The following is a 22037-nucleotide window of genomic DNA, read 5'->3' as shown; positions in this document are numbered from 1 at the left end:
GCGACCGGTGTGGCGGGTCAGGGCCGGCCGTCGCCGGTCACCAGGTCGAGGAGATGGGCGGCGTCGGCACGCAGGGTGTCGACGGCGTCGGCGCGTCCGGAGAGCTTGTGCAGCAGTGCTTGCTGGAACAAGCCGTCGAAGAGGGCGTATGCCGTTTTGGACGGCACGAGCAGAGGTTTGCCGGACAGCTCCGCGTAGCGCCGCGCGACATTGTGGATCATCTGCTCGCGACGCCCGTCGATCTCGATGACGTCGTCGCGGAAGGACTCCTCGAACAGGCTCTGATTGCGCAGGTCGTACCACAGCCGGTGCAGCGCGGCGTCGGTGTCCAGGGTGGTGGCCATCGCGGTGCCGAAGTCGCTCCGCAGGCCATCGGCCGTTGTCGCGGTGGCGACGATGTCGTCGTAGCGGGTGACGCACACCGCCTCGTACTGCCGCACCACGTGGGTGATCAGCTCGACCTTGTCGTTGAAGTAGTAGTGCAGCACGCCGTGGGTGAACTCGGATTTCTGCGCGATCTCCCGCAGGCTGGTCCGCGCGTAGCCGAGCTCGGCGAGGGTGTGCAGCGCGGCGGCGGCCAACTGCGCGCGCCGTTCCGCGAACTTGTCCACCTGCCTGCGCGCGATGCGATCCCGTCTGGTCTCGACGATCTCGGTCACCGTGACTTCTCTCCGTCCACGCGTCCGCACCCTGCGAACCCGCTCAGTGTAACGCGGCTGCTCGATACCGGACCGCTTCGACTTGACAGTCGTCAAAGAAAATCTTGACGGCTGTCAAAATTTCGCAGTACTGTGATCCACGTCACAGTCGGACGCAGCGCTGTCAGGCGCTCGCGCCGCACAAGCCATCTCGAGGAGGAGATGCCGGATGAGTGGGTACGACCTGACCGGGCGCCGGGCATTGGTCACCGGTGGAGCACGGGGATTGGGCGCCGGTATGGCCGAAGCGCTGGCCCGCGCCGGAGCCGCCGTCGCGATCGGCGACATCCGCGAGGACCTCGGCAAGGACACCGTCGAGGCGTTGCGCGCCTCCGGCGCCGTCGCCGAGTTCGTCCCGCTCGATGTCACCGACGACGCACGCTGGGAGCAGGCGGTCGCTGACACCGTGGCCGCGCTCGGCGGTCTGGACATCGTCGTCAACAACGCCGGTATCGAGATCACCGGTCTCCTGGTGGATCTCGATCCGTCCGAGGCGCGCCGGATGCTGGAGGTGAACGTGCTGGGCACGGCGCTGGGCATCAAACACGCCTTCCGCGCGATGCGTCCGGGCGGGGCGGCGGGCCGCGGTGGCGCGATCGTGAACATCGCCTCGGTCGCCGCGACCATCGCGTTTCCCGGTATCGGGGTGTACTCGTCGACCAAGTCCGCCGTCGATCGCCTCACCCGCGTCGCCGCGATGGAGTCCGGCAAGCTCGGCTACGGCGTCCGGGTGAACTGCGTCTACCCCGGACTCGTCCCCACCGAGATGGGCGCGCGGCTGGCCAACGACGTGGCCGAGATCGGACTGTTCCCCAGCGCGGAGGCCGCCGTCGGCGCCGTGATCGAGCAGACCCCGCAGGGACGGCTCGGCGAGGTCGCCGATATGGCCGACGCGGTGGTGTTCCTCGCCTCCGACGCCGCCCGCTTCATCACCGGGGCCGGCCTGCCGGTCGACGGCGGCATGGGCATGTGAGAACCGAACAACTTCGAAAGGTCTGAGATCTCATGAGCAACGACAAGCCCGTCGTCGTCTACGGCGCCTCCGGCTACACCGGCCGACTGGTCTGTGAATACCTGCGCGAGTTCAACATCCCGTTCATCGCCGCGGGCCGGGACAAGTCCCGCCTGCAGGAAGCGCTCGACAAGGTCCCCGGCATCGACACCGTCGAGCACGAGATCGTCGAGGTCGCCCACGACGTGGGACCGCTGACCGAACTGTTCCGCGGCGCCTCCGTCGTCTGCAACACCGTCGGGCCGTTCTCGCAATACGGCCACGAAGTCGTGCAGTCCTGCCTCGCGGCGGGGGCGCACTACCTCGACACCACCGGCGAACAGGATTGGCTCATCGCCTGCGACGAGCAGTACGGCAGCGAGATGGCCGAACGCGGACTGCTGCTGTCGCCGGGCATCGCGCAGATGTACACCACCGGCGAGATCGCCGCCAACCTCTGCCTCGAGACGCCCGGCATGGACACCTTGGACATCCAGGTCTTCTGGAAGGGCTTCCCGACCGTCGCCTCGACCAAGACGATCCTGGTCAACGCCGCGCTGTCCAGGGCGTATTACCTCGAGCAGAACGAGTACGTCGAGTGGCCCGCCGACGGCGGACTCTACGACGTCGTCGTGCCCGGCCAGCACGAAATCGGGCTGGCTCTGCCGTGGGGCGGCACCTCGCATCCGGTCTGGTTCAAACGCGATCCGCGCGTCGCGAACGTGAAGGTGCTCGGCGGTGTCTTCAACCGGCCGCTGATGCTGGGCGTTCCGCAGATCGTGCAGGCCGTCATCGAGCAGGTGAAAGACCTTCCGGTGGAAGAGAAGTACCGGGTGCTCACCGAGCAGGCGGCGGCGGTGCGCAGCGAGATGCCGCCGCGGGAGAATCCGCGCGTCAACACCTCGCTGGACTCGGTCCACGCGTCGGGTCCGCTGGCTCGCGCGCACTGCGTGATCTACGGAAACTGCAACTACAAGCAGACCGGTCTCCTGCAGGCGTTCGCCGCGAACTCGCTGTTGCAGGCGCCGCCGAAGCGGGTCGGGTTCGCCTCGGCCTGCCAGGCGTTCGGCCACCGGGAACTGCTCGGGGTGCTGCGCGGTTTCGGACTGGTCGCCGAACCGGTTCTCACCGTGCACCGTTGAGCACTCCCCGGCCTGCCGGCGTCCGATGCCGCACGCCGGCAGGCCGGGCTTTCCATCCACCCACTTCGCTTTCGAAGGAACGATTGTGCGTCTGACCGACTATCTCGACAAGGGCGCCTCCCTGGGCGCGACCGCGCCCTGCCTGACCATGAACGGGAACACGCTGACCTATCAGCAGGTCCAGCAGATGTCCTGGCAGATCGCCCGCGCGCTGCACGGCTCAGGAGTGCGCCCGGGTGACAAGGTCGCGATCCTCTCGGCGAACGACGCACTCGCCTTCGCCTGCGTCTTCGGCATCGCCCGCGCCGGTGCGGTGTGGTGCCCGATGAACCCGCGCAACGAAGCCGCCGAAAACCAGGAATTGCTGGACCTTTTCGATTGCACGTGCCTGATCTTCCACTCCGCCTTCGCTCCGGTGGTGCACGCCATCGCACCGCGGCTGCCCGCGTTGACGACCCTGGTCTGCCTGGACGCGCCCCGCTCCGGAGCGGTGCGTTTCGACGAGTGGATCCGCGACTGTCCGGCAACCGAGTGGCAAGCCGAACCGGTGGACGACGTCATCATGCTGGTCGGCACCGGCGGTACCACGGGAAGGCCCAAGGGCGTCCGGCTCACCGGACACAACATCGAAGCGATGACGGCGCTCACGCTGATGAGCTACCCGTTCGATGGACGGCCGCGCTACCTGGCCCTCGCGCCGCTCACCCACGCCGCGGGCGTGCTGTGTTTCCCGATCATGACCCTCGGCGGCGAGATCGTCGTGATGCCTTCCCCCGACCTGGGAGAATTCCTCACTCTGCTGGAACGTCACCGCGTCACGCATACCTTCCTCCCACCCACGCTGATCTACATGCTGCTCGACCACCCCGCCCTGCCCGGCACCGATCTCGGTTCCTTGCAATGCCTCTGGTACGGCGCGGCGCCGATGTCGACCGCTCGGCTCGAGCAGGCGCTGCACCGGATCGGGCCGGTCATGGGACAGTTGTTCGGGCAGTCCGAAGCCCCGATGATGGTCTCCACCCTGGCGCCGAAGGAACACTTCCGGCCGGACGGTTCCGTCGCGACCGAGCGGCTGTCCTCGGCGGGGCGTCCCACTCCCCTGACCCAGGTGGCGATCATGAACGGCGAAGGCCTGCTGCTGCCGACCGGCGAACGCGGCGAGATCGTGGTGCGCGGACCGCTGGTGATGGCCGGTTACCACAAGAATCCGGAGGCGACAGCCGAAGCGTCGCGATACGGCTGGCACCACACCGGCGATATCGGCTACCTCGACGCCGACAACTACCTCTACGTCGTCGACCGCGCCAAGGACATGATCATCACCGGCGGCTTCAACGTCTATTCCGCCGAAGTCGAGCAGGCCCTGCTGGCCCATCCCGCCGTCCAGGACTGCGCCGTGGTCGGCCTGCCCGACGACAAATGGGGTGAGCGCGTCACCGCCGTCGTCCAATTCCACTCCGGCCGCACCGCCACCGCCGCCGAACTACGCGACTTCGCCAAAGCACGACTTGGCTCGGTGAAAAGCCCCAAACAAGTAGAGATCTGGGCCGACCTTCCGCGCTCGAAGATCGGCAAGGTCCTCAAGCCCGAAATCCGCTCCCAACTCCGCGCGCAGAGCGAGGAATCCCTTCCCCGCTGATCGGTCGACGAACTGCTCATCACCGAGCCCGGTCCTTGGCTCGCAACCGAATACACCGCGGTGCAGTCTCTGGCCATGAGGCTACGGTGTGGGTGGTCGGCGATCGTTCCGAGAAACAGGGGGTGTGCTCGTGCACAGCAGCGGTACGGATGAGCGCGGGATATCCAGGCGCTGGGCGACGCTGGCGCTCGTCGCTGGGGGAGCCGCGCTTGTCGTGCAGTGGGTCTTGGTGCCGCCGTGGGCCGCACCGCAGTTCGGGCTGCTGGTAAACCAAGGAGATCTGGCGATCTACCGGAATGGTGCGCTGCAACTGCTACACGGGGAGCCGCTGTACGCCGCACCGGTGCCGCCCGGAGGCTGGTTCACCTATCCGCCGTTCGCGGCACTGTGTTTTCTTCCGATGGCGGCCGTTTCGTTCGGTGTCGCGAAGCTCGCTTGGCTCGCGATGTCGTGCGCGGCGTTGTGGGCGACGGTGTGGCGATGCTGGCGGATGCTGGGCTATCGCGGTGACCTGCATCTGGCGGCGGTCTCTTTCGGCCTGGCCCTTGTTGCCACGGTTCTCGAGGCGGTACGGGGCACCCTCTGGCAGGGCCAGATCAACCTGCTGCTGATGGCGATCATCGTGTGGGATCTGACCAGACCCCGGTCGGCAGTGTTGCGCGGATGGTCAGTGGGAGTGGCCACTGGCGTGAAACTCACCGCGATCGTGTTCCTCCCATACCTTATCCTCACTCGGCAATGGCGGGCTGCGGCAACTGCCGCATCTACCGGCTCGGCCACGGTGGTCTTCACTTGGCTGGTAGCGCCTGCGGATTCGCGCGACTACTGGGGGCATGCGGTGCGCGATGTCGACCGAATCGGGCCGGTGAGCCATCCGGGCAACCAATCACTCAATGGTGTGCTGGCGAATCTGTGGGCGCCCGGCCAAGCACCGAACTGGGTGTGGCTCCTGTGCGCCGCGACCGCAGCGGTCCTCGGATACGTCGTCGCGGCAAGAGCCGGTCGCGCCGGACGGAATCTGCATGGCGTGACTGTTGTGGGATTGATCGGATGCGTAATTCCGCCTCTGGCTTGGGGGCACCACTGGGTGTGGCTCGTTCCGCTGCTGATCATCCTCCTGGACAAAGCAATCCATTCCCAGCGCCACCAGACCGCGTGGATCGCCGCGACACTCTGCGTCGGCACGGCATCCGCGATGTGGTTCACCTCCTGGGTGTATGCGGAGATCAAGCATCTGGGCCTCACCGGGGCGCCCAGCTATGTTCCCGCCATGACCGCCGCTGTCGAACACATGCCGCAGTGGGTACGCGCCATCGTCTGCGGCGTTCCCCCTCTCGTCTACCTGGGCGTGGTGGCCGTGATGCTCTTCCAGCAGAGTCGACGCGCGAATACCATCGCCGAGCAGGTTCCAGCACACCGCTGAGCCCGAAGACGTCAACGGCTTGCATTCACCGAACATCTGCCGCGACCGGCCTACGCTGGGTAGGTATCCCGGAACGCTTCCCGCACAGTGGCAGCGTCCGCCCCGTCACGGTCCTCGATACCGGCGACCAGTTCGGTGACCCTCCAGTAGTTGGATGGGACCAGTCGGCCGGACGTGACGGCTGTCAGGGCGACGTGCGCGGCCTCGTCCGGCTTGCCGGCCGCAACAAGCGCCAGGCCCAAATCCAGGTTGGCGGAAGCGATTCGGCGAGGGCGGGCGGATGCGGCACAGGCTAGGTCGGCGAGAAGGTGCCGGGCGTATGACTCGGCGGCCGGATCGCCGAGCCATGCCAGCGTCGTCGCTACGTAAGCGTCGGATTTCGCGGGGTCGTAGCGGAAGTGATGCTCTGGGCGGTCGGGTACGTGCAATCCGGATACCAGTCTGGCGACCCTGCGTAGCGCACCGTATGTGCCCTTGCTGTCGCCGAGTCGTGCCAGCGCGCGGCCCTCTTGCGCGGTTGCCTGGATGAACGCCGAACTGTCCGCCGGTGCAATGGCTTGCGCTGCGCACGACAGCTCGGCCGCCGCCGCGAAATTCCCGTCTGTCAGTTGTTGCCACGCTCGCGTTTCCAAGCACCACGCGGCGATCTCCGCGTGCTCGACTTCGGCCGCGACTTGCCATGCCGAATGCCCGCGCGCCGCTGCCGCTGACAGCTCTCCCAGGTCGATGTGGCATGTGCTCGCCAGCAGCGACAGCCAACCGACCGCGACGAGTAGCCGTCGATGCTCGGCCAAAGTTTTCTTGCCGTCCATCAGGCGCGCGGCATAACCGAGATGCTGCCGGACCTGCGCGAGAAGCTGCCCCGGTGGAGTCGTCGGATATGCCGACGCCAAGTCGTCGATCGCCAGTTCCAGCCGGTCGAGCGTGTCGCCGCCGACGTCGGACTCGGCGACGCGCCGAAGCCATTCCGCCGCCGCCTGCTCGTCGTCTGCGGACAAGCCGGACATCACCGAACCACGCCCGAGCGCTTCCTCGTAGGCGCGGACGTGCGCGGGCCCGATCTGACGCTGTCCTGTCTCCAGCATGCCCAACAGAGCTTTGCTGTAGTGGGTGCGCGCCGACAGCGCCGACAAGCTCAGCCCCGCCGCCTCGCGCGCAGCCCGCAGCCTGGCACCGGTGATAGTGGCGTCGGGCTCCACAACTCCAGCCTAACGAGCCATGTTGGGGCTGTAGACGCATGTAGACGCTTGTAGACGCGTGTAGACGGCGAATTCATCTGCACGCCACAATGTCCGCCTAACGTTATTCCACCCCCGCCGCCGGGTTGATGCCGGCGTATCGGCACGGCCGGACATGACCCCCGCCACGCCATTCGTCCCCGGCGGCGGGTGCACCAATGACGAATCGGCAAAAGGGGGAAGCGATGGATACCGGCACGGTGGCGGAAACGGCAGTGCTCGCTGTACTCGCGCCAGGCGGGATGTTGACCGCCGACCAGATCATCCGAGCCGCACAACTGATCGAGTGGAGTGCCCGCCGGGCGATCGGCCAACTCGAATCGCGCGGCCTCATCATGGCGACGCCGTACGAGGCGCGCTGGTCGATCACTCCACGGGGCATGGCAGTGGCGCGAGCCACCAGTACTAGCCCTGACACGGCCTGCCTGTGGGCGAGTATGCGCCGCAGACTGCTCTCATGATGCGATACCGACTGTTCGGCCGAACCGGTCTGCGGGTGTCCGAGCTCGTGCTCGGCACCATGGTGATCGACGACGTCGACGAATACCGGCGGATTCTGCATGTTTTCGCCGATGCCGGAGGCAACTTCATCGACACCGCCTCGGCCTACGGCGCCAGCGAGGAGATGCTCGGCACGGTGCTCGACCGCCGCGACCGGTTCGTCATCGGCACCAAGTACACACTGACCCGCGACGCGAGCGACCCGAACGCCTCCGGCAATCACCGCAAGAACCTGGTCCGCTCGCTCGAGCAGAGCCTGCGACGGCTGCGCACCGACTACATCGACGTGTACTGGGTGCACGTATGGGACCGGCACACCCCGATCGAGGAGACATTGCGCGCGCTCGACGACGTGGTACGCACCGGCAAGGTGCTCTACATCGGCATCTCCGATGCCCCCGCGTGGGTAGTCGCCCAGGCGAACACCCTCGCCCAGTGCCGAGACCAGACACCGTTCGCGGGCCTGCAAGTGCCCTACAACCTGCTGCAACGCGATATCGAACGCGAACTGCTACCGATGGCCGAGGCGTTCGGCATGAGCGTCACGACCTGGGCACCGTTGGCCCGCGGAATCCTGTCCGGCGCCGCGGGACGACGCACCACCGCAGTCCAGCACACCGAACGAGAACGCGCGGCGGCCGCGGCCGTCGGCACCGTCGCGGCTGAACTCGGCGTGCCACCAGCACATGTGGCCATCGCGTGGAGCCGGCACCGGTCGCCCGCCGTGTTGCCGATCATCGGCGTCAGCACCGCCGCCCAGCTCATGGAGAATCTCGGCGCCGCCGGCCTCACGCTGCCGGAAGACGCGATAACCGCCCTCGAGGCGGCAGTTCCGTTCGAACTCGGTTTCCCCGGCGACTTCATCGCCCAATCCGAGCGATCACCGCACGTCTACGGCGACACCCGGGATCGAGTCGATGCCCACCGCCGGTCTCGCCCGGCCGCGTATCCGGGCAACCACACGTAACGGCGGATCGGCACACTCGCGCTCCGCGAAATATCGTGTTGTCATGAGGATTTGACCGTGGCGGCGGGTGTATCTGGGTGCCGAGTACGCGGCACTGTTCTTCGGTGGAACGACGGTGTACAACACGGTGATGCGGGGGAAGCCCCCGATCCCGGCACTACTCGCGTTGGCCTCGGGTGCCGCCGTCTACCTGCGGCGTTCCTCCACCTTCGACCGTGCTGCTCTGTGGCGTACCGGGGCGTTCGGCGCCCAGGCACGCTCGATGGCGGCATTGACGGGATCGAGCGCGCTGGCGCTCAGCGCGGTGGTCGCGGTGTTGCGGCGCGAGGATCTGTTCGACCTGCCGCGGCGCAATCCTTGGCTGTGGCTCGCGGTGATGGTGCTGTATCCCGTGCTGAGCGTGTACCCACAGGAGTTGATCTTCCGCTCGTTTCTCTTCCATCGGTACGCGCCGGTGTTCGGTGACGGCCTCGGGATGGTGGCAGCCAGCGCGGCCGCGTTCGGCTACGTGCACATCATCTTCGGCAGCTGGTTCTCGGTCGTCGCCAGTGGTGTCGGCGGCTGGATCTTCGCGACACGATATTTGCAGACACGCTCGCTGTTCACCGTTTCCGTCGAGCATTCGCTGTACGGGATGCTCATTTTCACCGTCGGCTTGGGCCGGTACTTCTATCACGGTGCGGCTCCGTCGGCGCGGATCCAGCTGAGTGTCTGAAATCGCGTGACGAATGTGAACGGCACCGGTTGATCGGCGCGCTCGTCGAGTCGCCCGCGCGGGACGGCCCGAGGTCGCGGCCGATTCGAGATCGTTTGCGTGCCCGGCGTTCATTTCGCATTCAGCCCTACCAGCTAATCGTGGAATGTGACCGCACCGCGCAGCAGGACCACACCACGGGACTGGAACGTCGACGTTGTCCGGGCGTTCGCCATCGGTGTGGTAGTGGTCGTGCATTGGATCTCGGTGCGGGTCACCGGCGCTGGGGGCGCCGTCCGGGGTGATCTGTCCCTGCATGGCAGGCCGATATGGACCTCGAGTTGGGTGCTGCAGGTCATGCCGCTGTTCTTTCTCGCCGGTGGCTTCGCCAACACCCTTGTCATCGATCGATGGCGTGCCCAGGGCACGAGCTATGGCGCGTATCTCGGGCCGCGAGCCCGGAGGCTGACCTTGCCGATGATCCCACTGATCGCGGTGCTCGCACCGGTGGTGTGGCTGCTGCGTGCCCACTCGGATGCAATGGCGCAGACGGCGGCGCATGTGGTGGCGAGCCCGCTGTGGTTTCTCGCGGTGTACCTGATCGCGGTGACGATAGCGCCCTTGGCGGTTCAGGTGCACGACCGATCGGCGTGGTGTGTGCCCGCAGGCTTGCTCGCAGCGTCGCTGACGGTCGATGCGCTGCGATTCACGGGGTCGGGTTATGCCGAATGGAATCTGCTGTTCGTCTGGTTGTTCTGTCATCAACTCGGCGTGCTGCACGCTCGCCGGACGCTGCGACCGGTGCCGAATGCCGGACTGCTCGCGATCATCGCAATCGGTATCGGCGCACTCGTGGCAATGGTGCTGGCCGGACCGTATCCGCCGACCATGTACGGAGTAGCCGACGCCGCCGTATCGAATTTGGCTCCGCCGACAACCGCTATCTCGATTCTCGCCGTAATCCAATTGGCGATATTCACGCTCGCCGATCGACGGACGCGAACTTGGGAGCCACACGGGAGTACACGCCGGGTCATCGACTACGTGTCCGCCCGCCTCATGACCATCTACCTCTGGCACATTCCGGTCATTTCGGCAGTCACCGGCGCCGCCCTTTCGGCGCCCGCGCTGCTCCTGCCGCGCGATCCGCAGACCTGGTGGCTGACCCGGCCACTGTGGATCCTCGGCTGCGGCATCGCGCTCCTCGGCGTCGTCCGGTTGATGACGTATTGGGACCTGTTCTGCGCCGGATATGCCGCCCGGACCACGTCCACAGCCGCCCTCACCGGTGCAGTAGTCGCGGCCGCCAGCGTGTACGTCATCTGGCGCCACGGCCTATCTCCCGAGGGCACAACGGGTTTGGCGATCGTTGGCGTCGTTGTGGCGACCGCGCTGCTCAGCACGACCCGCACACTGGCCTCCCGTAGCGGACTCCTCCACCGCAGCGCCTCAGCCTGAGCGCAACGCGCTGCGTTTCCCATCCCTGGCGCAGAATCAGCGTCCCCCGTTATTTCTCAGCAAGCGATGGGCGCAGGCTCTCCGCGAACCCGGCCCTCGAGCCACCCCAGTACCGTGGGCGCGCCCATCAGCGCTGCGGAGAGATGCTCCATTCCGGGCACTCGCAGTGTCTGCAACCGCACCCCTGCCGCGCACCAGCGGTGGTTGGTGTTGTCGATGGCGGCGACCGGAATCAGCGGGTCGTCCGGCGAATGCCATTCGAAGATCGGCGTTTCCGGCACCCCGCCGTAGAGCTCCAGGCTGTTCTCCTCCACCACCGTCCTGGCCTCGCTCCGCTCGAAGATCGAGGTGGTGGTGACGTACTCCCGAGCGCTGCCGCCTGCGCCGAGGGCAAGGATGTCGTTGGTGCAGCTATTGGCCATGGCGTCACGGACCTCGAGACCGCGCTCGTTGAGATACGCGCTGGTCTGCACCCGGTCCGGGTACTCCCGCTCCAGACCGATCGCCGCCGCCATCGCCAGCCCGAAGGCCGGGTGCGGCTCCAGGCCCACCCCCTCCGCCATCGTCAGCAGGTTCATCGGGGCGCCGCCGATGGCCGCGCCCGCGAGCCGCAGCTCGGGTGCGTACGAGGGCTGCAGCGCAGCCGCCCATCCGGTGGCCATGCCGCCGCCGGAGTAGCCGGTCATTACCGCTGGGCTCTGCTGCAGCCCGAGTGCGGGCAGCCGCTTCACCGCACGGATGCCGTCCAACGTGATCTGGCCACCCAAACGCGCGGCGCCGAAGGCGAACCGCGGTCCGAGATGATCCGGCATCGCGATACTCCAGCCCTGCTGCAGCAGCACGTTCAAAATCGGCGTCGTCGTATTCAGATTCGTATCGCCGGCGTACAGCAGGTGCGATACCGCGCAGTCGGCGCCGAGCGCATTGATGAAGTGCTGATACGACAGCAGCGGCCCGTTGGGCGGATGGTTGGCGGGCGTCAGGACCGTGGTCGTCGCCGCGATCGGACCGCCATGCGAGTCGGTGGACCGGAATTCGACCAACGTGACCGACGCGCCGGGAAAGAGGGCCAGCGGCGGCAGTGGCCGCACGTCGAGCACATCACCGGGTTGGTGCGCCGCCAAATCCGCCGGGGGGGCGTAGAACGGGTCCGGATCAGGCCGCGGATACATCGGCTCCGCGGTTGCCGTCACCGCCAGCAGCAGTCCGGCTGCCACTCCGGCGAGCGAACCGAGGACTCTGCGTGAACCGCTACGCCAGCTGCTTTGGGAACGAAGAAAGAGACGAGTCACGACCTTTACCTCCACGGGTAGTTCGCGCCGTTCGTCGATCAGCGGGCCCGCCTTCTAGAGCCAGCGTCAGCAAACTATCAGCAACACGCCGGGGCGGGAGTCGGATGTGCCCGAAATGAAACCGTCTCGCGATCTCCTCGTTGAGCCGGATGATCAGAACGGGGTGGGATCGGCCCGGCCCGAGCGACCCTTCAGCGGTATCCCGGCGCGGCAAGCTCGGGGAGGGGCACACGCCGCCACTCGGGTCTTCGCCGAAGTCATCTACGCCGATATAGCCGAGAATCCAGGCCGAGAAAGGTCGCCGATCCGATCCGAAGCCGAAAGGCGTTTCTCAATAGTGATCAATCCGGCACGCCTTCCTGGATCGAATACCGGTAGGTTTCTCCGATCAAGGGCGTGCCACAACTGGTCGTTGCCGGGGCGTGAGATCGCTTCCGCCCATGGGCTTCCGGTTGCCGAGCCTCGCCGGCCGAGAGCCTGCCGGTGGCGGCTGCGCTAACGCCCCCGCCCGCTTTCTTGGGTTCGCCTTGTTCTCGAGCTTGTTGGATCGCTTGTGCTCTCAATGAGGACCATTTGTCGGGCGGCGACATGAAATCGCTTGCCATGACCTGGAATGGAGGTGTGGAATGACGAGGCTGGCACCGTTCTATGCAAATGTGCAGTCGCACTATGACTTGTCCGACGAATTTTTCGCACTGTTTCTCGATCCGAGCCGCACCTACAGTTGTGCGTATTTCGAACACACGGACATGACGCTCGAGCGGGCGCAACAGGCCAAGATCGACCTCGCGCTCGGCAAATGCGACCTGCATCCCGGGATGACACTGCTCGATGTGGGATGCGGCTGGGGCTCGACAATGATGCGCGCGATGGATCGGTATGGAGTGGATGTCATCGGGCTGACCTTGAGCCGTAACCAGTTCGACTACGTCACGTCCCTGCTCGACGCGCGGGCTGACAAGGTACCGGCCGGACAGGTGCTGCTGCAGGGATGGGAAGAGTTCGACCGGCCGGTGGACCGCATTGTCAGCATCGGCGCGTTCGAGCACTTCCGCCACGAGCGCTACGACGACTTCTTCGCCACATGCCGCGGCATGCTGCCCCCGGACGGGCGGATGCTCTTGCACACCATCGTCATGTACAACCGCCACCAGGTCCGGGCCAAGGGCCTGCCGATCAACCGGGACGTCCTCGAGTTCGCCCGGTTCATTCGCGACGAGATCTTCCCCGGCGGCGAACTTCCCCACCCGGAGCAGGTCGTCGCCGCCGCCCAGCGCGGCGGATTCCAGGTGGAACGCGTCCAACCGTTGCAGCCGCACTACGCGCGCACACTGGACTGCTGGGCAGCCGAGCTGCGCGCACACGAGCGGGAGGCGATCGAGCTCACCGATGAACGAACCTACGGCACGTACATGAGATACCTGACCGGCTGCGCGGACTTGTTTCGCACCGGCTATGTCGACGTCATGCAGTTCACTCTGCTGAAGTAGACCGCGTCGGACACACTCGACACGGGTAGCTGACCCGGCGGCCGCAGATCCCGGCTCAGCGGCTCAAAGCGGTCTCCTGAACCACCCGCGACAGCTTCTCGGGATTGCGTACGGAGTAGGGACCGGTGCTCAGGCCGTCGTCGATGCGCGTCGCTCAAACACCGTCGATCTCCCCGCTGACCCGGATGATCAGAGCGGGGGTAGCCATTGACCTGGGCCGGCTTGAGCAATCCTGTCGCGCCGATCCTGTTCCAGCCCGGGACGGCACTGAAAGGCGAAGTGCCGGGCTGATCCAACGATCAGCCCCGGCACCAGATCGCCTGCCCTAGCGGCCGTCGTCGACGTACCACCTGCCGTTGATCAGCTTGCAGTGCTTGCCATCCCATGAGGCCGCAACAACCCTTTCGCAGGCTTGCAGCGATGGGTACGGCCCTGATGTCGGCACAGCGTTCGCCGTAGCGGTCATTCCGAAGGTTGCGCCAACCAATACGACAGCGGCACAAACAAGTTTGTAGAACATTTCCCCTCCCAAGGAGCCGGTCGATCCGGCCACCGGCGTTGATCTTACGACTGCGAAAGAATCTCCGCAATGGGCGTCGCATCCGCGATGCCCCGCAGCGACAAGGGCTGAAACGCGCGGTGCGACAATGGTTTTGACTCGGACGCACCACGGATTGATACACTGACCTCAACGTGGCAGTTGCCGATTACAATCACGGTATTCTCGTTCAAGCCACGCCGTCCACTTGCAACGGCGCGAAGCCGCTGTAGCGCATCCCGTTATTCGGCGACTAGACGAATAATCGCGGTATCGCGGCGTGCGTTGATGCCGGGGCCCTCCCACGTGGCGCTCGATAGATCACGCGCCACGCGATTCGGCGACCCGGCGCATCCAGTAGCGAAACCAGTTGTGGCCGAAGGGGATGTACACGCGAACCGGCACACCGTGAGCGACGAGATCGTTCAAAATCTCCGGTCGCACCCCGAGCAGCTGTTCCACCGGTACCGGCCCGAGCGCGCTCAGAAGCGCCTCACGAAGGACACCGTCATGGGTCGCCAGCGCGAACGGCGCGTGCGCTTCCGCCAGCCGATGCGCCAAGCGCATGAAGGCGATGTCGGTGGGCTCGCCGTACGGCAAGGCTCGATCGGGCGATTCGAGGTAGGCGCCCTTGACCAGCCGGATGTGGACACCGGCCTCGAGGAGACGCTCCATGTCGTCGGGCGTCCGATGCAGATTGGCCTGTACCGTGGCGCCGAGGCGGTCGGCCATGCCTCGGTCGGCTACGTCGAGCACACACTTCAGCACCGCGTCCGCGCGCGCGTCGTCCTCGGCGCCGACCTGGATCCGCCGACCCTCCGGCAACGCCTGCGCGATCGCCGCGAGACGGTCTGCACAACCACTCAGGTCGACATCCAGGCCGAGATGGGACAGATCGACAGCCAGCCATGCGTCCTGCGGAAGGCCGGCAAGGTCCTCGGCCAACCGCAGATAGTCATCGGTAACCCGCTGCGCGACGAGGGTATCGTCGACCAGTTCACCGAACTGATCGATACTGGCGGCCACACCACGCGCATGGAGTTCCCCGGCCGCCCGGATCGCGTCGGCCGCCGCAGTCCCCGGGACATACCGCGACGCCGCCCGCCAAGCCAGCTCCTCACCTCGCGGCACAGCCCGAACAACTTGCTCCACAACGTCACTCGTTGCCAGCCGAAACAAGATTGCGCGATCGATCGACATGATCACATCATTCCAGGCCCTCGACGGCCACCGATTGCCCAGCTCCGCCCTCGTCGCGCACAGCCGCCAGTTGCCGCCAGCTTCCCCACTGGCAGCAACATCGAACCGCAGTACCGCGCGGTACGCTGGGCGCGTGGGTGTCGGAAAGCTGGAGTCACTGACGAGTGCGCTCCGAAAGTCCTGGTCCGCGGATACCAGCAGCAGTCCAGATTGGACGGAAAACAACCGAGCGAAGGGCCAATGCGCCGTCACGGCATGCGTCGTCCAAGACTACTTCGGCGGGGACATACTGAACACGGTCGCTACACTGCCGAGCAGCGAGACGGTCTCGCACTATTTCAATGTTGTCGACGGCGAGACGATCGACCTTACGCGCGAGCAGTTCCCCAAGGGAACGAAATTTACTCGACCAGCCGCGAAGCCAGGTCGCTACTCCTCAACCCGCGAATATTGCCTCTCATACGAAAGCACCCGGCTGAGATACGAAAAGCTCCGCAGCCGGGTCACCACCGTTATTGGTCGCAGTCAGGCGCAGACGCGATTGAGTTCGTCGGTGTATGGGTTGAGGTCGGCGACGTTGTCGTCTATCAGCGCGGAGGCGTAGGCGGTGATGACATCCTTCTCCGCGCCTTGGGACAACTCGGCCACGACGCTCAGTTTGTCGGACAGCGCTGTCGCCGTCGCGTCGTCCAGGGTGCCGCCGCTGATGTCGATCGCGGCGTTGATCAGCTCGATAGCCCTGGCGCATTGGAGGGACCGGGCGTGCGCGGGTGCGGCGGGCAGGATGAGCAGAGCGGCAGCGGCCGCAGAGAGCACAGCGGCGAAGGCCGTCGACTTGGTCATGATTTCCTCTCAGAACGTTGGCCAGATCATAGCCTGGCCGCGTGAGACCCGGATCTTCGCTCGTTCGATCGGGCAACGTCATCCTGTCGAACGGATTCGCTGCAAGATGTCCTCGGCCACAAGGTCTTTAAAGAACTGCCATAGCGCGCGACAGTGGCTTCGCGTGTAGTCCGCGACGACAACGGCGCAGCCGGAAGGTTGACGACAGGCGGGGTGGGGGCGTCTTCGGTGCTGGAATAGCTGGCACTAGTGAGTGCACATGCCGAGGACGAGATGTCCTCAGCGTTGGCTCCGGCCGATTCTCGATTCCGTGTGCAGGGTGTCCGATGCCTCCCGACAGTGGGACATTGTCCTCTAGGCCGTACGGTTGCCGCGCTGCAACGATCAGTCATATGCAGGCGTTGTTACGAGCCGTTCTTGTCTTGTCCGGAATTGTGGCGGGGGTTTACGCGGTGGTAGTACGCCCGTGGCTGCTCCACTGGGGCGCAACCGATGAGGAACTGGCGCAGCCTTATCCCGGCGCTGACATCATTGCGAACGGCAGCCGGGCCGCCACCATGGCGGTGACGATCGAAGCGCCCGCGAGCCACGTCTGGCCATGGCTGGTGCAGATGGGCTACGACCGCGCCGGCTGGTATTCCTGGGACCGGCTCGACAATGGGGGACGGCCAAGTGCTGACCGCATTCACCCGGAGTGGCAGGGTATCGAACTCGGAGATTGGTTGACTGCCTGGTCACCAGGGGGCCCAATCGCCGCGTGGGAGGTGGCGGCACTGGAGCCCGGCCGTTTCCTCGGCCTGCACGGGCGAAGCGACCTACGCGGCCGACCGTTCGATCCGAGCGGACCACGGCCACGCGCCTATACCGAGGGCCTCTGGGGCTTTCTGCTGGTAGAACTGCCCGGTGACCGGACTCGACTGGTGGTGGGCGGATATCAAGCAGCGCGCCCGCGCTGGCTGCAGGCCATCGCAGACTTCCTCCTCTACCCGCCTGTGCACTGGATCATGCAGACACGCCAGTTCACGAACATCAAGCGGCTCGCCGAACACGACTGGGCCCAAGCGTCCGCCCATCAGCTGCAACGATAGCCCGAAGACCGCCGCCGGAATCTGCAACGTTGTACCGCGTACGAGCCCTCACCGCCTTCGACACATTGCTACCTGACTCGGCCCCCCAAGGTGTCACCCTGGGGCCGAAACTCGGAGCCGGTTCGTGCTGCCCTGACCGGCCCGACAAGGTTGGCGGCGATGCGCAAGGAATTCGATTACGGCGGCGACGGGAGTGAGGTTGTCAGCCGGTCGCGGAGTGTGGGCCAGTCCAGGTGGGTCTGTTCGGCCCCGGGTACCGCCAGGAGTGCGGTGCCGCGCAACGTGGCGAGAGTGGTGAGCAACCATTCGTGGAAGCCGTCTCGCACCGCAACTTCGGGAACGAGCTCACCGGCCAGATCGGTGACGGCGGTAGTCGCGAGGTTCGCCATCATGGCCGCGACGTCGGCGACATCCACATCGTTGTGGGCGACGGCGTACAGCTCGAGCAGCGCACGGCTTATCGGCAGGTTGTGGACCTCCCACAGCAAGTCGAGCAGTGCCTCGAGCCTCCCGGCACCCGGCGGCAAGGGGCCGACCTCGGCCTGTACATCGGCCACGTAGCGTTCGACGATGCGCTCGAGAGCGGCCTTCACCAATGCGGCCTTCGTCGGGTAGTAGTGCTGCATCGCGCCCTGGCTGACGCCGGCACGAGCGGCCACCGCCGCAGCGCTCAACGCGACGAACCCCTGCTCGACGAGCATCGACACCGTCGCCTTGAGCAGCCGATCCTGGGTCTCTGCTCGTCGTTCGGCTTGGCTTCGCCGTGGCTTCGTCTTGGCTGTGGTCACAATCCGAAGGTTAGTACCGCCATTTGCAAGTTACCAACTTATATCTTACCGTTTGCGCATGCCATCCCCATCGAGCAATGCGCGAGGACTAGCGAAACGCGCCCTCCCGTCCCTCGCTTCCCTGGTCGTCCTCGGCGCCATGCTCACCGAGTCAGTGCTGCGGGATTTCCTGCTGGTGAACCTCGGCGTCCAGCTCGTCATCTTTGTGGGCGTTGCCTGCATCCCGGGGTGGCGCACTCTCCGGATGTCGTATGTCGACATCGCATGGCCCTGGGGGCTCGTTGCCCTCGGCGTCCTGACGCTCGCGATGAGTGACAGATCCCCGCTCGCCATAGCTGTGGCCGTCGTCTTTCTGGTGATGGGCGGACGCATGGGTATCGCTGCGCTCGCCCTTTGGCGCCACGGCGAACTCGACCGCGAGCTGCCGCGCTACCGGTTCCAGCGAAAGCGGTGGGCAAAGGCCACCCTAGGCAGCGAGCGGCTGGACCTCGTAGCCGAGATCCTGGTCCAGGCGATCTCGAACATCACCGCCATGGCTGTACCGGCAGCGCTGGTGATCGCGATCGACGGTGCCGGAATGAGCGCGGTCGCAGCGGCAGGCATCATCTTGTGGGCGGTGTCGTGGGTGCTGGAGTCGGTCGCCGACTTTCAGAAAATCCGTTTCGTCCGGTCGATGTCGACGACGAATACGCGGGGGTATTGCGATGTCGGACTCTGGAACTACAGCCGACACCCCAACTACTTCTTCCAGTGGATGCAGTGGAACGCGATCATCGTCCTGTGCTTGCCGGTGCTGCGCTCAGCATTCGTCGAATTCACACCCGTCGCGGCGATCGGCGCCGGCCTCGGACTGTTCGCGCTATCGGCGAGCATGTACTGGTGTCTCGTGTTCTACACCGGCGCTGTACCGGCCGAGTACTACAGCGCGCAGAAGAGGCCGGGCTACCGCGACTACCAGGCCCGGACCAACCGATTCATGCCCGGGTTCAGTCGCCACAAGCCATCCGCCAGCACACTGTGAGCTGAGGGCGCCCACTTTCGGCTCGCGTAGGCCGTGTTGAGGCGGGCCCGGAATCCGACCGCTTTCCTGATCGACGCTCAGCCGGTCACTGACGGCGGCGGCGAGACCCCAGCCTGGGGAAGTCGAGTTCAGCCGGCCGGGAGTTTCACCACCGGATCGGGGCCCAGATCGGTGATGTATACGGCGCCCGCCGAGTCGACCGCCAAGCCTTGGGGATTCTTCAGGCCGGTGAACGGCAGTGGGGTCGGCGTCGACGCGCCCGCCGCCAACATCACCACCCATTTGTTACCCCAGTCGACGACGTACACATCTCCCGCCGTGTCGACCGCCAAGCCCTGAGGATCTTTGAGCCCGGTGAACGCCAACATGGTCGGTGCCGACGCGCCCGCCGCCAACATCCTCACCTGCTCGGTACCCAATTCGGTGACGTATACGTTGCCCGCCGGGTCGACCGCCACACCATCGGGACCTTGGAGCCCCGTCAACGGCAGCGTCATCGGCGTCGACGCGCCCGCCGCCAATTTCAGCACCCGATCATTACCCCGGTCGGCGACGTACACGTCTCCCGCCCCGTCGACCGCCACACCATGGGGATCCTTCAGGCCGGTGAACGGCAGCGGGGTCGCCGTCGACGCGCCCGCCGCCAATTTCAGCACCCGATCGTTACTCGTGTCGCTGACGTATATGTTGCCCGCCCCGTCGACCGCCACATCCTGGGGATTCTTCAGGCCGGTGAACGGCAGTGCGGTCGCCGTCGACGCGCCCGCCGCCAATTTCAGCACCCGATCGTTACCCATGTCGGTGACGTATACGTTGCCCGCCGTGTCGACCGCCACACCGGTGGGCAGGCTGACGCCGGTGAACGGCAGCGGAGTCTGTGACGAGTAGCCCGGGGCGATAGCTGTGGGCGAGTTGCCACCGCCGCCTGATCCCCGCTGGACACCGAGGACGACAGCTACGGCGGCCACCACCGTAACCGCGACCGCGGCGGCGAGCAGCCCGGCGGTCTTGGGCGACAATCTGATTCGCCGCCCATGGCGCGCAGCCACGCCCACGGTGGCGCTGACCGGGGAATCGCTTACCGCGGCGCGGGCCGCCGCGGCCAGTTCGCGCACAGTCTGGTAACGATCGCCGGGGTTTTTGGCCATTCCCTTGGCGATGACCGCATCGAACGCAGCCGGTACACCGGGTGTAGTGGTGCTGGGACGCGGCGGCGGGGTGTGCAGGTGATGGGCGATCACACCCTGCATTCCCGATTCGCTCGCGAACGGCGGCCGACCGGTCAGGCACTCGTACAGCACGCACGTCAACGCGTATACGTCCACTCGGGCATCGGCCTTGACCTCCGCGCCGATCTCCTCCGGCGCCATGTAGGCGACGGTGCCGATGGTCTCGCCGGTCGCGGTCAGCGTACGGTCGTCGGCGGCGTGGGCGATCCCGAAGTCGATCAGGGAGGCGAACTCATCAGCGCCTAGCAGGATATTGGTGGGTTTGACATCGCGGTGGACCAGCCCGGCATCGTGGGCCGCCTGCAGCGCGCCGGCCACCTGGGCGATGATCGCCACTGCCCGCCGCGGCGACAAGGCACCTTCCCGCGTGATCAAAGTACGCAGGTCGGTGCCCTCGATCAGGCGCATGTTCAGATAGAGCCGACCGTCGATGTCGCCGAAGTCGTGGATGGGGATCACGTGCGGCTCGGTCAACTGCGCCACCGCCCGGCACTCCCGGCGGAACCGCTCACGCAGCTGCTCGTCATCGGCGAAGCGCTCGGGCAACACTTTCAGCGCCACCACCCGGTTGGTCAGCGAATCATGCGCCCGCCACACCTGGCCCATGCCGCCCTGACCCAGCAGCGATAGCAACCGATAGCGCCCGAACACCTCGGCTGTCCCCGACCTCCGGGTGGTGTCCCCGCCACTCACTGACGTGTCATCCATGGTGCCGTCCCGTGACCACTTGTCTGGCTAACGGCGTACTCGCTTGCATTCCAACCCGCACCCGCGAGCAGGTAGCTCCACACTAGTCGATTCAGCCAAGGCCAAATGCTCAATAGTCGGGCGCTATCGTCGGTGTACCCGAGTGCACTCGGCGGCTGCACAGTACCCCGCGGCAAGATGGCCGCTGCCCGTGATCTCACGGCTGGCCGGTGGCGAACGCCTGTACGGCGTCGAGGAACTCCGGGCCGCCCGAGATGTATCCGCCGACGGTTCCACCGACCAGCACACCCACGGGGATGCTGACACCCCATATCAAAAAAAGACACGCCCCGAGGAGGCCGCCCACGATGGCACCGCCGACAACGCCAGGCAGGTTCTTGTTGATTTGCTCCTCGAGCCGGTCATAGGAGCTGATGTCCTTCAGTTGCGCGATATTTTCTGCCGTCGGGGTCGGTGTCAGCGTCAGCGTCAGGGTGCGACCGTCCGCAGCGATGTGCTGCGCAATTGCGGTCGAGCGCCCGTCCGCGGCGTACCATTGCGGCACTTCGGTCACCGCTGCTCCGTCGCCGGACTCGAGCACCACCGCACCATTGTGCGCGATCTCGAACTTGCCGTTCTCGACGGTGGTGATGATGACCCTGTCGACTGGCGAAACGGCGATCTGGTAGTTGATTCCGTGATCCACACCGGAAGTCGTGCCCCCCGCAGTCACCGCCGTCGGCTGCTCCGTTACGGCCAGCTCTGCATGGGCGGTTGCCGCGGTGACACCCACGGCCGCGATGGCCATGAAAACGGCAGCAGTGTTCTTCTGGAACTTCATCCGTCGAATCCCTCCACTCAGCTGCCCCTGATGGGCGGACCGAGTCAGACCTTAAGTGGTGTCGAATTCAATGGCGTGTAGCACGCCACATGCCATTTCGAAGTCACTGCATTCCTGTTTCCCATGTCTCCGGCGCAGCCCTTGTGGGTGCCGCAGAACCTCGTTTGGGTGTCGTCATCGTCCTCGATTGGCGTGTCGGAACACACCGCCGCGTCACCCAGTTACCGTGCGGAGGTCGACCACAAAGGACTGCCTGGCGGCTGGCGGGT

General features: G+C 65.8%; 20 protein-coding genes. 12 read left to right on the top strand and 8 right to left on the bottom strand.

Going from position 1 to position 22037, the window contains the following annotated elements; translation table 11 throughout:
- Positions 1-17: 17 nt before the first annotated feature.
- Positions 18-659 (bottom strand): TetR/AcrR family transcriptional regulator, encoded by a 642-nt coding sequence (locus IU459_RS18590; protein ID WP_324198924.1) that lies wholly within the window; start codon positions 657-659, stop codon positions 18-20.
- Between the two features lie 208 nt (positions 660-867).
- Here IU459_RS18590 and IU459_RS18585 point away from each other — a divergent pair, with 208 nt between their 5' ends.
- The 4 genes from IU459_RS18585 to IU459_RS18570 all read left to right on the top strand — a co-directional run bounded on the left by IU459_RS18585 (position 868) and on the right by IU459_RS18570 (position 5893).
- Complete coding sequence (locus tag IU459_RS18585) at positions 868-1671, top strand: SDR family NAD(P)-dependent oxidoreductase (RefSeq protein WP_195130812.1); 804 nt, start codon at positions 868-870, stop codon at positions 1669-1671.
- Between the two features lie 32 nt (positions 1672-1703).
- Positions 1704-2831, top strand: a complete 1128-nt coding sequence (locus IU459_RS18580; protein ID WP_195130811.1) for a DUF5938 domain-containing protein — start codon at positions 1704-1706, stop codon at positions 2829-2831.
- An 85-nt stretch (positions 2832-2916) separates the two neighbouring features.
- Positions 2917-4470, top strand: coding sequence for an AMP-binding protein (locus IU459_RS18575; protein ID WP_195130810.1), 1554 nt, complete (start codon positions 2917-2919; stop codon positions 4468-4470).
- 130 nt (positions 4471-4600) lie between these two features.
- On the top strand, positions 4601-5893 hold the full coding sequence (locus tag IU459_RS18570; RefSeq protein ID WP_195130809.1) for a glycosyltransferase 87 family protein: 1293 nt from the start codon (positions 4601-4603) through the stop codon (positions 5891-5893).
- Between the two features lie 50 nt (positions 5894-5943).
- Here IU459_RS18570 and IU459_RS18565 read toward each other — a convergent pair whose 3' ends face one another.
- Positions 5944-7092: a helix-turn-helix domain-containing protein gene (locus IU459_RS18565; RefSeq protein WP_195130808.1), complete on the bottom strand. Its 1149-nt coding sequence runs from the start codon at positions 7090-7092 to the stop codon at positions 5944-5946.
- Positions 7093-7289: 197 nt separating this feature from the next.
- Between IU459_RS18565 and IU459_RS18560 the strand changes: the two genes are divergently transcribed.
- From IU459_RS18560 to IU459_RS18545, 4 genes are all read left to right on the top strand, one after another.
- Positions 7290-7592, top strand: coding sequence for a hypothetical protein (locus tag IU459_RS18560; RefSeq protein ID WP_195130807.1), 303 nt, complete (start codon positions 7290-7292; stop codon positions 7590-7592).
- Entirely contained in the window at positions 7589-8599 is a 1011-nt protein-coding gene (locus IU459_RS18555) for an aldo/keto reductase (RefSeq protein ID WP_228838120.1), read from the top strand. The genes IU459_RS18560 and IU459_RS18555 overlap by 4 nt, the downstream gene beginning before the upstream one ends.
- Positions 8600-8666: 67 nt before the next feature.
- Positions 8667-9314, top strand: coding sequence for a CPBP family intramembrane glutamic endopeptidase (locus tag IU459_RS18550; protein WP_324198923.1), 648 nt, complete (start codon positions 8667-8669; stop codon positions 9312-9314).
- A gap of 147 nt (positions 9315-9461) precedes the next feature.
- Positions 9462-10751: an acyltransferase family protein gene (locus IU459_RS18545; protein ID WP_195130806.1), complete on the top strand. Its 1290-nt coding sequence runs from the start codon at positions 9462-9464 to the stop codon at positions 10749-10751.
- A gap of 56 nt (positions 10752-10807) precedes the next feature.
- Here the strand turns inward: IU459_RS18545 and IU459_RS18540 are convergent, their stop codons facing one another.
- Entirely contained in the window at positions 10808-11968 is a 1161-nt protein-coding gene (locus IU459_RS18540) for a lipase family protein (protein WP_324198922.1), read from the bottom strand.
- A gap of 701 nt (positions 11969-12669) precedes the next feature.
- On the opposite strand from IU459_RS18540, the gene IU459_RS18535 reads away from it, so the two are divergent.
- Positions 12670-13533 (top strand): cyclopropane mycolic acid synthase family methyltransferase, encoded by an 864-nt coding sequence (locus IU459_RS18535; protein WP_195130805.1) that lies wholly within the window; start codon positions 12670-12672, stop codon positions 13531-13533.
- Between the two features lie 859 nt (positions 13534-14392).
- Here the strand turns inward: IU459_RS18535 and IU459_RS18530 are convergent.
- A complete protein-coding gene (locus tag IU459_RS18530; protein ID WP_324198921.1) occupies positions 14393-15223 on the bottom strand; it encodes a proline dehydrogenase family protein in 831 nt (276 codons plus the stop codon).
- Between the two features lie 46 nt (positions 15224-15269).
- On the opposite strand from IU459_RS18530, the gene IU459_RS40510 reads away from it, so the two are divergent.
- Positions 15270-15875 carry a YunG family protein gene (locus IU459_RS40510; protein ID WP_440446506.1) on the top strand — a complete coding sequence of 202 codons (606 nt, stop codon included), beginning with the start codon at positions 15270-15272 and terminating at the stop codon, positions 15873-15875.
- On the opposite strand, the gene IU459_RS18525 is transcribed toward IU459_RS40510, so the two are convergent.
- Positions 15797-16114, bottom strand: a complete 318-nt coding sequence (locus IU459_RS18525) for a hypothetical protein (protein WP_195130803.1) — start codon at positions 16112-16114, stop codon at positions 15797-15799. The two genes, IU459_RS40510 and IU459_RS18525, sit on opposite strands and share 79 nt — an antisense overlap.
- A 392-nt stretch (positions 16115-16506) precedes the next feature.
- On the opposite strand from IU459_RS18525, the gene IU459_RS18520 reads away from it, so the two are divergent.
- Positions 16507-17202, top strand: a complete 696-nt coding sequence (locus tag IU459_RS18520) for a hypothetical protein (RefSeq protein ID WP_228838119.1) — start codon at positions 16507-16509, stop codon at positions 17200-17202.
- A gap of 176 nt (positions 17203-17378) precedes the next feature.
- Here the strand turns inward: IU459_RS18520 and IU459_RS18515 are convergent, their stop codons facing one another.
- The gene (locus tag IU459_RS18515) at positions 17379-17990 is read right to left on the bottom strand and encodes a TetR/AcrR family transcriptional regulator (protein ID WP_195130802.1); all 612 of its coding nucleotides are present in this window, start codon (positions 17988-17990) and stop codon (positions 17379-17381) included.
- Positions 17991-18048: 58 nt separating this feature from the next.
- On the opposite strand from IU459_RS18515, the gene IU459_RS18510 reads away from it, so the two are divergent.
- A complete protein-coding gene (locus IU459_RS18510) occupies positions 18049-19011 on the top strand; it encodes a DUF1295 domain-containing protein (RefSeq protein ID WP_195130801.1) in 963 nt (320 codons plus the stop codon).
- Positions 19012-19139: 128 nt separating this feature from the next.
- Here IU459_RS18510 and IU459_RS18505 read toward each other — a convergent pair whose 3' ends face one another.
- Positions 19140-20948 carry a serine/threonine-protein kinase PknD gene (locus IU459_RS18505; RefSeq protein WP_195130800.1) on the bottom strand — a complete coding sequence of 603 codons (1809 nt, stop codon included), beginning with the start codon at positions 20946-20948 and terminating at the stop codon, positions 19140-19142.
- Between the two features lie 196 nt (positions 20949-21144).
- Positions 21145-21768, bottom strand: coding sequence for a hypothetical protein (locus tag IU459_RS18500; RefSeq protein WP_195130799.1), 624 nt, complete (start codon positions 21766-21768; stop codon positions 21145-21147).
- Between the last annotated feature and the right edge of the window lie 269 nt (positions 21769-22037).

This window comes from Nocardia amamiensis, assembly GCF_015477605.1.
GTDB classification, from domain to species: Bacteria; Actinomycetota; Actinomycetes; order Mycobacteriales; family Mycobacteriaceae; genus Nocardia; species Nocardia amamiensis_A.
The sequence above is the reverse complement of the archived record's forward strand: the minus strand, read 5'-3'. Positions and strand labels throughout refer to the sequence as shown.